The organism is Pseudomonas sp. SCT (genome assembly GCF_003864275.1).
GTDB lineage: Bacteria > Pseudomonadota > Gammaproteobacteria > Pseudomonadales > Pseudomonadaceae > Stutzerimonas > Stutzerimonas stutzeri_AE.
In genome coordinates this window covers 1-11,507 of sequence record NZ_BDJA01000011.1, presented here as the reverse complement: position 1 = coordinate 11,507, position 11,507 = coordinate 1, and the positions used below count along the sequence as shown (strand labels likewise).

Genomic DNA, 11,507 nt, shown 5'->3' with positions numbered 1-11,507 from the left:
GCCGCCGTTTCAGCAGTTATCAGGCAGGCCCGGGAAGTCCACAAGACTGGAGGACCCACCATGAAAGTTCACGCATTGCTCGCATCCGCGGTACTGCTCGCCAGCCCCGCCGTCTTCGCCCAGAACGACCTGTGCCAGACCAACCTGCAGGAAATCGATGACAACATGGCCACCAACACCGCGACCCTGGGTGAGCCGGCCAAGAGCAAAGTCGAGGAATACGTCCAGCAGGCACGCCAAGCTCAACAGTCCGGCGATACCGAGGCCTGCATCGCTCACTCAACCAAAGCCCTGCAAGAGCTGAAAGGCCCTGGCAGCTCCGGTAGCGGCGGCACCGCAGGCTCCGGCTCCGGCGCCGGCAACTGAGTCAAGGCGGCGGGATCGTGCGAGCGATCCTGCCGCAGTTGCCTGTATATTTTTTAACCAGCATGATTAAAAAGTGATCGACATCCCGAAAGGATCGCCGTACACTCCCGCCCCAGCACCACAAGCGTCACCAGGGGCCGATTAGGATTCGACGCCGGTAACAAAACTTGAGGGGCATGCCGAGTTGGTAACAGAACTCGTAAATAAACTGTTGCAAACCTATAGTTGCCAACGACGACAACTACGAAGGGTACGCGCTAGCCGCCTAACCTTCATCTGGTAGCTTCGGCTCCAGCGGTCACTAGGGGATGCCTGTAAACCCGAAATGACTGTCAGACAGAACAGGATCGCCGCCAAGTTCGCTGTAGACGTAACGGCTAAAACTCATACAGCTCGCTCCAAGCACCCTGCCAATCGGGCGGCGCGGAGTTAACTCAGTAGATCTGGCTAAGCATGTAGAACCGATAGCGGAGAGCTGGCGGACGGGGGTTCAAATCCCCCCGGCTCCACCAATTTGTCTTCCCAGGAAGACCCAGAAAAGCCGTAAAGCATAGAGAAATCAAAGCTTTACGGCTTTTTTATTACCCATATCATCCCACGTAATCCCGGGGCATCCCACAGTTGACGGGGGCATATATGGGGGCATAAAACACTCTTCAGCTCGCTCGGAGAGGATGTGCCCCCAATGCCCCTGAAAGACACCAACTGTCGCAACGCCAAGCCTCAGGACAAGCCATACCGCCTGTATGACGAACAGGGCCTGTACTTGGAAGTACAGCCCAACGGAGGCCGTTATTGGCGATTGAAGTACCGTTTTCTGGGAAAGGAAAAACGCCTAGCTCTTGGCGTTTACCCCGAGGTCGGCTTGCAGGAAGCTCGACGAAAACGCGATGACGCTCGTGCCCAGCTTGCCGGCGGTCAAGACCCTTCACTGCAACGGCGTATGGCCAAGGTGGTCAGCCAGCTCGACCACCAACACACCTTCGAATCGGTCGCGACGCAATGGCTCACTATTCGGGAGGGTTCTTGGGACCCGGAGTACACCCGCACGGTTAGGCAGCGCCTTGAACTCAATGCTTACCCTTGGCTGGGGAAACTTCCGATTAGCAGCATCAGCACCCCCATGCTGGTCGAAAATCTTCAACGTATCATCAAGCGCGGCGCATCAGAGACGGCGCGCCGTGTAGCGCAGATCTACAAACAGATTTTCGAATTTGCCGAGGCTGCAGGCATCACACCACCCAACCAGATTGGGAATCTGTCGCGCACGCTCCCAGCCAAGAGGGTAAAACACTTTTCAGCTGTGACCGATCCAGAAAAACTCGGCGAATTGCTAAAAGCCTTGGATAACTACACAGGTACTTTGCCTGTTTGCTGTGCGCTAAAACTGGCACCTCTTCTATTCTGCAGACCTGGCGACCTACGACACATGGAATGGTCTGAACTCAACCTGGATGGCGGCGAATGGATCATTCCCGGGCATAAAATGAAAGGCCTCACGACCACCAGGCTGGATCGACCAGATCATCTGGTTCCACTCAGCCGGCAGGCGGTTTCCGTGCTACGCGAACTGCAACCACTGACTGGCAAGCACCGTTATGTTTTCCCATCAGCCCGGGGCGGTGATAGGCCGATGTCCAATAATGCAGTCCTCAGCGCCCTACGCCGTATGGACATCGGCAGCGACGAGATGACAGGGCACGGCTTTCGAGCGACAGCCAGAACCATCGGCGCAGAGGTGCTGGGGTTTCGCCCCGACCTTCTGGAGCACCAACTGGCACACACAGTCAAAAACCCGCTGGGACGAGCGTACGACCGAACCTCGTTTCTGCCTGAACGCCGCGACATGATGCAGCGTTGGTCGGATTACCTGGATGCAATAAAGGCCTGAATCGGCGCCTCGACCAGCGACAACGGCCTCCCAGGTTGGGGGGTTGCACATCGCAGCATGATGATGCTATAAAAATCCCACGGGCGTTCATTGGACGTCACGGCATAAATACCGCATTAGGCGGTTAATTGAGTTCAATTAGCTCCCCCAGCAGTGGACTCCAACATAGCGCAGGACATCCTAGGCATTGTTGCGCCTACATCCTGCTAACAGAGTTTTGCTCAGCCTCTCCGCAGGTGCGCCAGGCTCCCCCCGCGTCAGCTCATAGCTGAGCCGGATAAAAAATCCTCAAAATAAGTTCTCCTGAAAATTTTGCTGTTCTGCAGCCGGGAGGACACCTTCTACATCCCTAAAACATTACGTATCGCAGCCATGAGGACGCTGCGGCGCAACCGTTTGAGTACTGAAAAATGGCACAACGTACCGCACCTGAGGTTGAGGAACTCCGTTTTTTGCGTTTACCCGAGGTGGAAAAGGCCACGGGCAAAAAACGTTCCACCATTTACCGTGATATTGCCTCTGGCAGGTTCCCCGCGCCATATGATCTGGGCAGCAGCAGGTCAGTCGGCTGGCTCAGCACCGAAATATCTGCCTGGATCCTGAGTCGGCCGCGCGTACAGCTGCGTGGGGGGCATAACAATGACTAACCCACCATCCCCACTGCGCGCGCAGACCCAGTGGTTTCATTTGTTCAAAGCAATGGTCGATCACGGTGAGGTGGCCCGAATCGGACCCTACGCGTTTACGGTTTATGCCGTGATTAAGGCCCATGCCAATTATCACTCCGGCATAGCGTATCCGGGCATCGACCTGATCGCTGAAAAATCCGGTGTCAGCCCAGCACAGGTCAAACGTGCGCTGGGAGTGCTCCAAGCTGCAGGCCTCATCACAAAGACAAAAACCGGTCGATCCAATCACTACACCCTACGCGAAAAGGTCCAGATCACTGAGGCCGACCTAGCAACCTGGGACTACGTGCCAAGCCGTACTCAACATGCCGTTTCCGAGCTCAAAAAGACAATGCTCACCGGCGATTTCGCAGGCACTCAGATCCTGAACATCGAGCGTCTAAATATACAAATCAACCTAGCCGGAGGTAATTCTCAGATCGAGGACACCCGAAGCATCAACCTGGACCAACTTAACCCCAGCATCGCTAAAACGCTACGCAAACATCTCAACCGGTCGCAATGAAGTTATACACAGCTCAGAGTGATACGGATCACTCTGAGCTGTGTGCGCACCTGAAGGGGCTCTCTCAGCGCCCAATAGAGGCTAAACCCAGCTCACCCTGAGCTACTAAAGAGAGAGAGAAAAAATCTTTATAGAACAACCGGAAACGCGAGATGTCATGCAGGCCTTTACCCAACCAGGAAGATGACGACCTGTCTCGTTCGCTCAGGACCTCAACCCTTGTTTTTCGCATTAAGTCGGCGCCTCCCTTATCATACCGCCACTATGTGATGGTCGATTGCTTGGTCACTGACTCTTGAGCCGACGGTGCAGCTGTAACAGCGACGTAGTCTGATGTTGAAGCCTAGCCAATACAGCTCATGTGCCAACCCAGCAGTGATCCTCACCGAAAAAACTCAGCGGCTAAAGTCGCTCTCGCGCAAACGCGATCTGAACAGTGGTAAGCCATGAATGCAGTAGAAATTGAGTCCGCCATTTCTGACCTGGCCCTAGAGCCCTTTAACGCGGCGGAGTTTCCGTTCACTTTCCTGGCCGCATTCGGCAACAAGGAAACCGCGCTCAAGCGCCTGCGCGCCGGCAACAACAACGCCTCGGACGTACCGGGCGGCGTACTACTGCGCAGCAATATTCATATCGCCACCTGCGAGCCTGGCACCGTAGGCGACACACTCAAGGCTTTGCGCGCCAGCCCGGCCACCACCAAAGCCAAAGCCAAGTTCATCCTTGCCACAGACGGGCAAACGCTGGAGGCCGAAGAGCTGATCACGGGTGAAACCATCACCTGCGACTACCCTGACTTTCCCAACCACTTCGGTTTCCTGCTACCGCTGGCCGGTATCTCCACCATTAAGGAGATCAAGGACAACCCCATCGACGTGCGCGCCACCAGCCGCCTGAACAAGCTGTATGTCGAACTGCTGAACGAGAATCCGGACTGGGCCAAGGCCGAACGCCGCCATGACATGAACCACTTTATGTCTCGGTTAGTGTTCTGCTTTTTTGCTGAAGACACCGACATCTTCACTGGCGATGGGCTGTTTACCACCACTGTTGAGCAGTACAGCGAGCGCGACGGCTCCAATACTGCCCAGGTGCTGTCGGAAATATTCCGCGCCATGAACATCAAGCTGGCCGAGCGTGCCAGTGCCGAACCGCGCTTGCCTGGCTGGGCCAACAAATTCCCGTATGTGAATGGCGGCTTGTTCTCTGGTAGCACTGACGTACCGTGCTTCACCCGCATGGCTCGCACTTACCTGCTGCACGCCGGCAATCTGAACTGGCAAAAAATCAACCCAGATATCTTCGGCAGCATGATCCAGGCCGTGGCCGATGATGAAGAGCGCGGCGCACTGGGCATGCACTACACCAGCGTGCCCAACATCCTCAAGGTGCTAAATCCACTGTTTTTGGATGACCTGCGCGCACAATTGGACGCAGCAGCCGACAACAAGGCCAAACTGCTTAATCTGCGCAAACGCATGGCACATATCCGCGTATTCGACCCGGCCTGCGGCTCCGGCAATTTTCTGGTCATCGCTTACAAGCAAATGCGCGAGATTGAGGCAGAGATCAATCGTCGCCGCGGCGAGTCCCACAATAAATCGGAAATACCGCTGACCAATTTTCGCGGCATCGAGCTGCGCGACTTCCCGGCCGAGATTGCGCGCCTGGCGCTGATCATTGCCGAGTTCCAATGCGACGTGCTGTATCGCGGTCAACAGGATGCGCTGGCTGAGTTCCTGCCACTGGACTCGCAAAACTGGATTGTCTGCGGCAACGCGCTGCGGCTGGACTGGCTGAGCATCTGCCCACCTACCGGCACAGGCGTGAAGGTGCTAGCCGACGATTTATTCGGCACGCCGCTGGATCAGGCGGAAATCGACTTTGAGAATGAAGGGGGTGAAACGTACATCTGCGGCAACCCACCCTATGCAGGCTTGAGTTCGCAGTCCGATTCGCAGAAAGATGATCTTCGCACCCTATTTGACGGGAAGAGTGATTATTGGAAGTCATTTGACTATGTGATGGCATGGTTTTGGAAAGCTCATCGTTTCATGCGTGGGCAACTGGCAAAGGTGGCTTTCGTCACGACAAATTCTATTTGTCAAGGCCAGTTGGTTCCAATGTTTTGGCCTCTACTTCTGAAAGATGGCTCGAAGATTTTCTTTGCGCACACATCGTTCAAGTGGCAGAACTTGGCTGCTAATAATGCTGGCGTAACCGTTGCCGTCATTGGTCTTTCAACATCAAATGAAAAGAATGCCCGCTTGTTTTCCTTGAGTGGTAGCGGTGAAGTTACGCAGGCAACCATCTCCAATATCAATGCCTATCTTGTGTCTGGGCCGGACATCTATATCGATGCTGAGACTAAGCCCTTATTTGATGTTTCCGTGATGTATTGGGGGAATAAGCCAGTTGATGGCGGGAACCTGCTGATGTCTGTGGATGACGCGCGTGAGCTAGCAACAGCTGAGCCGCTGGCTGTACCGTTCCTGCGTCCGTTCTATGGCTCACAGGAATTTATCGGTGGCAAACCGAGGGTTTGTGTATGGGTCGAAGATTCGGAACTAGAGAGGGCTGCTTCGATAGACAACTTGCAGGAACGATTTGACCGAGTCAGGGATTTTCGTCTGGAAAGCAAAGCTAAGGAGACGAGGCCGGCCAGCAAGTTCCCGCATAGGTTCCGCCAAATACAGGGTTCGCCGGGCAATCAGTCCATCATCGTACCCATTCACTCCAGCGAGTCACGCCAATTCCTGCCAGTTGGTTTGCTGCCGAGGGGAAGCATAGTTTCGAATGCAGCATTTGCGATTTATGACGCATCGCTCTTGAATTTGGCCCTGCTCGCCTCGCGCCTGCATTTGATTTGGATCGCTACAGTTTGCGGCAAGATCAAAACGGACTACCGTTACTCCAATACCCTCGGCTGGAACACTTTCCCCGTACCGCTACTCACCGAACAGAACAAGGCCGATCTTACCCGGTGCGCTGAGGAAATCCTGCTGGCCCGCGAAACCCATTTTCCTGCCACCATTGCCGACCTGTACGACCCGGACACCATGCCAGAGAACTTGCGCCACGCCCATGAGCGCAACGATGAGGTGCTGGAGCGTATCTATATCGGTCGTCGTTTTAGAAACGATACCGAACGACTGGAAAAGCTGTTTGACCTCTACACCAAGATGACAGCAGATACAGCGAAGGCCGCGCCGAAAAAGCCACGGGGGGAAAAGGCATGAGTGAGCTGATTCTCTACTCTTCGGAGGATGGCCAGACCCGACTGCATCTGCGGGTAGAGGGCGACAGCGTCTGGTTGAGCCAGCAGGAGCTTGCCGAGCTGTTCAACACCACCAAGCAGAATGTCTCGCTGCACGCGAAGAACATCTTCGAGGACGGCGAGTTGAGCCCGCTAGCAACTGTCAAGGAATCCTTGACAGTTCAAGCCGAGGGCGGACGCCAGGTACGCCGTAAGCTGATCCAGTACAACCTCGACCTGATCCTGGCCATCGGCTACCGCGTGCGTTCCCCGCGCGGCATCCAGTTCCGCCAGTGGGCCAGCGCTCATCTCAAAGAGTTTTTGCTCAAAGGCTTTGTGCTGGATGACGAGCGCCTCAAGAACCCCGCTGGCTGGGATTACTTCGACGAGCTGCTGGCACGCATCCGCGATATTCGTGCCTCGGAAAAACGCTTCTATCAGAAGGTTCGCGAGCTGTTTGCCCTGAGTACCGACTATCGGGCACACGAGCAGGAAACCGCCTTGTTCTTTGCCGAGGTGCAGAACAAGCTGCTTTACGCCACAACCGGCCACACCGCTGCTGAGTTGGTGGTCAAACGCGCCAACCCCAGTGAGCCGAATATGGCGTTGACCACCTGGAGCGGTTCACGCGTGCGTAAGCAGGATGTGATCATCGCCAAGAATTACCTTACGGCCGATGAAATCGACACCCTCAATCGCCTGGTGGTGATCTTCCTGGAACAGGCCGAGCTGCGGGTCAAGCAGCGCCAAGACTTGAGCCTGGCGTTCTGGCGCAACAATGTGGACAAGATGCTGGCGTTTAATGACCAACCCATTCTTGAGGGCGCTGGGGCGGTCAGCCGAGAACGAATGGAGCGAGTTGCTCATGAGCGCTATGAGCTGTTTGACCAGCAGCGAAAGGAGGCCGAACGTGCGCAAGCCGATACTGACGACCTCAAGGAAATTGAGCAGCTCGAACACAGCATCAAACATCGGGTGGAGAAGCCCTGAGCCAATTGCTCAGCAGGCTGTGACAGCCTATGAGACGTGCATATATTCGCTAGAAACCCCATTTTTCCAGCAGGCTGTTGGACGAATTAAGGACGCTAGCTCACCGATGAGCAGTGAATCGCCATGACAGAACAGACCAACCCAACCAATAGCTACACGGTGCCGTCGGTATCCATTGCTACAGCGCACACCGGGGCATCCAGCAAGGCCAATGAGCTGGGCATGCGTACCATGCAGGAGCGCGCCTATGCCAAACGCGGCGAGCAGTACCTGCTGATCAAATCGCCCCCGGCATCGGGAAAATCCCGCGCCCTGATGTTTATCGCGCTGGATAAGCTGAATAATCAGGGCCTGCAGCAGGCCATTGTCGTGGTGCCAGAACGCTCCATTGGCGGCAGCTTTGCCGATGAACCACTGAGCCAGTATGGCTTCTATTGGGACTGGCAGGTGGCCCCACAGTGGAACCTGTGTAATGCCCCAGGCATCGATGAGCCGCGGGTGGCCAAGTCAAAAGTGGACGCCGTGCGCGCCTTCCTGAGCAGTGGTGACAAGGTGCTGGTCTGCACCCACGCCACCTTCCGCTTTGCCGTGGAAGAGTTGGGCATCGACGCCTTCGATAACCGCCTGATTGCCATAGATGAATTTCACCACGTTTCCGCCAACCCGGATAACAAGCTGGGCAGTCAGCTGAGTGCGTTTATCAACCGCGACAAAGTGCACCTGGTGGCCATGACCGGCTCCTACTTCCGTGGTGACAGCGAGGCCGTGCTGGCCCCGTCGGAAGAGAACAAGTTTGAGACGGTGACATACACCTACTACGAGCAGCTCAACGGCTATCGCTGGCTCAAGTCGCTGGATATTGGCTACTTCTTTTACACCGGGAGATACGTGGATGCGGTGGCCAAGGTGCTGGACCCGGCGCTGAAAACCATCGTCCATATCCCCAACGTAAATGCCCGCGAGAGCCTCAAAGACAAGGAGCGCGAGGTCAACGAGATCATGAGTTCGCTGGGCGATTGGCAGGGTGTCGACCCGGCCACCGGCTTTCACCTGATCAAGGCCAAAGACGGCCGTACGCTGAAAGTGGCCGACCTGGTGGATGACAGCGACGCGGCCAGACGCTCCAAAGTGCTCGGCGCGCTGAAAGACCCGACTCAGAAGAACAATCGCGACAACGTGGATGTGATCATCGCGTTAGGCATGGCGAAGGAAGGCTTTGACTGGATCTGGTGCGAGCACGCGCTGACTATCGGCTACCGTTCGAGCCTGACCGAAATCGTGCAGATCATTGGCCGAGCCACCCGCGACGCCGAGGGCAAGGAGCGTTCGCGCTTCACCAACCTGATCGCCGAGCCTATGGCCGATCAAGCTGCCGTTGCCGAGGCGGTGAACGATATGCTCAAGGCCATTTCCGCCAGCTTGCTGATGGAACAGGTGCTGGCCCCGCGCTATGAGTTCACCCCGAAAGATGCCGGAAAGAAAGAAGGTTTCAATTACGGGCCGGACGGGTATCAGCCGGGTGGCACCAACCTGGGTGTGAATGAAACCACGGGCCAGTTCCATGTCGAGATCAACGGACTGACCACACCGCAAAGCACAGAAGCCACGCGCATCTGCAAAGAAGACTTGAACGAAGTGGTGACCAGCTTCCTGCAGGATAAAACCGTGCTGGAGCGCGGCCTGTTCGACAAGGAAAACACCTTGCCGGAAGAGCTGACCCAACTGCGCATGGGCAAGATCGTGCGCGAGCGTTACCCGGACTTGAGCGACGTTGACCAGGAAGCCATTCGCCAACACGCCATCGCCGCCATGAACATTACCCAGCAGGCCAAGCTGGCACTGGCGCAGGTCGATGCTAACGGTAGCGACAACGTGCAGGGCAGCACGGCATTGCTGGATGGCGTGCGCAAGTTCGTTAACGTGCGCGAACTGGATATTGACCTGATAGACCGGATCAACCCCTTCGATGCCGCCTATGCGGTGCTGGCGAAGGCGATGGATGAAAAATCTCTGCGCCAGGTGCAGGCCAGCATTGCAGCCAAGAAGGTGAGCATCCCCGAAGATGAGGCGCGAGAGCTGGCCAAGCGTGCCCTGCAGTTCAAAAACGAGCGTGGCCGCCTGCCCGATATCAACTCCGCCGATGCCTGGGAAAAGCGTATGGCCGAAGGCGTAGCAGCGTTGGCTCGCTACCGCGCCCAAGCCAAAGCGGCGCAGGGGGAATCCGCCAATGGCTGAAATGAACGATGACGACCTGCTAGATGCGCTGGGGGTAGAAGTCCCCACGCTCAAGACAGCCACTCGAACCCCTCGCGAAGAACGCATCATCGCTGGCTTCGAGGACATTCAGCGCTTCTATCAGGCCCACGGCCGCGCCCCACTGCATGGCGAAGACCGCGACATCTTCGAACGCTTGTATGCCGTACGCCTGGATCAGCTGCGCAGGCTGCCGGAGGCACAAACCCTACTGGCCGGCTTGGATAGTCACGACCTACTGTCAGGTGCTGCCGTCGCCACGGTTAATGTGGATGACCTGGATGAAGACGCCTTGCTCGCCGAGCTGGGCATCGGCAGCGAGCCCGCCAGCCAGGACGATATCACCGTGCTGCGGCATGTGCGCTCCAGCGCAGCAATCAAGGCGGCAGAAGAAATTGCCGCTCGGAACCCATGTAAGGACTTCGAGAAGTTCAAGCCGCTGTTTGATGAAGTGGAAGCAGGCCTGAAGCAAAAACGCTGGGTGACCAAGCCTTTTGGCAAGAATGCCAGTATTGAGGCTGGAGACTTCTTCATTCTGAGCGGGCTCATTGCCTACGTCGCCGAAGTCGGAGAAACCTACAAAACGCCGAATGCGGAGACCAATGGGCGTTTGCGCGTTATCTACTCCAATGAGACGGAAAGCGATCTGTTACTACGATCCTTACAGCGGGCGCTCTACAAGGACAGTGAGGGGCGTGCCGGATCTCGGCTTATCAAAGTAGATTCCGGCCCACTGTTCAGCGACAGCGCCGAGCCAGACGACATAGAGAGCGGCACTATCTATGTACTGCGCAGCCAGTCCAACCACCCCTTCGTAGCCGAGCACCGCGAGCTGATCCACAAGATCGGCGTAACCGGCGGCAAGGTAGAGACACGCATTGCTGCAGCGGCGAAAGACGCCACCTACCTCCTGGCCGATGTGGAAGTGGTGGCCACCTACAAGCTGCACAACCTGAACCGTACTAGGCTGGAAAACATCTTTCACCGCCTGTTCGGTGCGGCGCAGCTGGACTTGAGCATCGAAGACCGTTTCGGTCACCCGGTTAAACCAAAGGAGTGGTTCTTGGTGCCCCTGCATGTGATCGATGAAGCGGTTGAGCGCATTCGGGATGGGTCGATTACCGATTTTGCATATGACCCGCAAACGGCTCGCCTGCTACATGCCAATTAAATGGTCCGCTGAACGTATCGCCTTTTGAGGCCCCAATGCTCCGCCAACATCATCTATGCACGACACTCAATAACGCACCTTAAAAGTTGGCGAGTCCTCTGGGCGTGATCCGCGACGATCATAGATTTTTGTCGTGCTGATATTGGCGTGCCCCAGCCACTGCTGCACCTTGGCGATATCGGATTCATGTTCTAGGGCGTTTGTGGCAGCCGTTGCTCTCAATCCATGAACACCGAGTCCAACGACGCTGATCCCTGCTTGTAGTGGTCTACTGATCCCGGACACCGATTTAGGCGAAAATCCTCGCCATCAAGAGGTGTTCGATGAGCAAGCAACGACGTACGTTTTCCGCCGAGTTCAAACGCGAGGCTGCTGCCTTGGTTCTG

At 56.2% G+C, this 11,507-nt stretch carries 8 protein-coding genes, 1 other RNA gene and 1 pseudogene; 9 read left to right on the top strand and 1 reads right to left on the bottom strand.

The features are described 5' to 3' along the window. Positions 1 to 60 precede the first annotated feature (60 nt). From BHD08_RS21205 to BHD08_RS21165, 9 genes are all read left to right on the top strand, one after another. Positions 61 to 366: a hypothetical protein gene (locus BHD08_RS21205; protein WP_015275862.1), complete on the top strand. Its 306-nt coding sequence runs from the start codon at positions 61 to 63 to the stop codon at positions 364 to 366. 133 nt (positions 367 to 499) lie between these two features. Next, positions 500 to 878, top strand: a transfer-messenger RNA (tmRNA) gene (ssrA, locus tag BHD08_RS21200). A 173-nt stretch (positions 879 to 1,051) separates the two neighbouring features. Continuing rightward, positions 1,052 to 2,257 carry an integrase arm-type DNA-binding domain-containing protein gene (locus BHD08_RS21195; protein ID WP_125024805.1) on the top strand — a complete coding sequence of 402 codons (1,206 nt, stop codon included), beginning with the start codon at positions 1,052 to 1,054 and terminating at the stop codon, positions 2,255 to 2,257. A gap of 410 nt (positions 2,258 to 2,667) precedes the next feature. Further along, positions 2,668 to 2,904 carry an AlpA family transcriptional regulator gene (locus BHD08_RS21190; protein WP_125024802.1) on the top strand — a complete coding sequence of 79 codons (237 nt, stop codon included), beginning with the start codon at positions 2,668 to 2,670 and terminating at the stop codon, positions 2,902 to 2,904. Further along, positions 2,897 to 3,451, top strand: coding sequence for a helix-turn-helix domain-containing protein (locus BHD08_RS21185; protein ID WP_256678746.1), 555 nt, complete (start codon positions 2,897 to 2,899; stop codon positions 3,449 to 3,451). The genes BHD08_RS21190 and BHD08_RS21185 overlap by 8 nt, the downstream gene beginning before the upstream one ends. Positions 3,452 to 3,897: 446 nt before the next feature. Beyond that, on the top strand, positions 3,898 to 6,690 hold the full coding sequence (locus BHD08_RS21180) for a DNA methyltransferase (protein WP_125024800.1): 2,793 nt from the start codon (positions 3,898 to 3,900) through the stop codon (positions 6,688 to 6,690). Next, positions 6,687 to 7,697, top strand: coding sequence for a virulence RhuM family protein (locus BHD08_RS21175; protein WP_125024798.1), 1,011 nt, complete (start codon positions 6,687 to 6,689; stop codon positions 7,695 to 7,697). The genes BHD08_RS21180 and BHD08_RS21175 overlap by 4 nt, the downstream gene beginning before the upstream one ends. 123 nt (positions 7,698 to 7,820) lie before the next feature. Then, a complete protein-coding gene (locus BHD08_RS21170) occupies positions 7,821 to 9,932 on the top strand; it encodes a DEAD/DEAH box helicase (RefSeq protein ID WP_125024797.1) in 2,112 nt (703 codons plus the stop codon). Beyond that, a complete protein-coding gene (locus BHD08_RS21165; RefSeq protein WP_125024794.1) occupies positions 9,925 to 11,121 on the top strand; it encodes a GIY-YIG nuclease family protein in 1,197 nt (398 codons plus the stop codon). The genes BHD08_RS21170 and BHD08_RS21165 overlap by 8 nt, the downstream gene beginning before the upstream one ends. A 66-nt stretch (positions 11,122 to 11,187) precedes the next feature. Here the strand turns inward: BHD08_RS21165 and BHD08_RS21160 are convergent. After that, positions 11,188 to 11,382, bottom strand: a pseudogene (locus BHD08_RS21160) (tyrosine-type recombinase/integrase); the annotation flags it as partial. Positions 11,383 to 11,507 lie beyond the last annotated feature (125 nt).

Excerpts from the sequence above, each read along its gene's own strand:
- BHD08_RS21205 (WP_015275862.1), top strand. The coding sequence starts at position 61 with ATGAAAGTTCACGCATTGCTCGCATCCGCGGTACTGCTCGCCAGCCCC.
- BHD08_RS21195 (WP_125024805.1), top strand. The coding sequence starts at position 1,052 with ATGCCCCTGAAAGACACCAACTGTCGCAACGCCAAGCCTCAGGACAAG.
- BHD08_RS21190 (WP_125024802.1), top strand. The coding sequence starts at position 2,668 with ATGGCACAACGTACCGCACCTGAGGTTGAGGAACTCCGTTTTTTGCGT.
- BHD08_RS21185 (WP_256678746.1), top strand. The coding sequence starts at position 2,897 with ATGACTAACCCACCATCCCCACTGCGCGCGCAGACCCAGTGGTTTCAT.
- BHD08_RS21180 (WP_125024800.1), top strand. The coding sequence starts at position 3,898 with ATGAATGCAGTAGAAATTGAGTCCGCCATTTCTGACCTGGCCCTAGAG.
- BHD08_RS21175 (WP_125024798.1), top strand. The coding sequence starts at position 6,687 with ATGAGTGAGCTGATTCTCTACTCTTCGGAGGATGGCCAGACCCGACTG.
- BHD08_RS21170 (WP_125024797.1), top strand. The coding sequence starts at position 7,821 with ATGACAGAACAGACCAACCCAACCAATAGCTACACGGTGCCGTCGGTA.
- BHD08_RS21165 (WP_125024794.1), top strand. The coding sequence starts at position 9,925 with ATGGCTGAAATGAACGATGACGACCTGCTAGATGCGCTGGGGGTAGAA.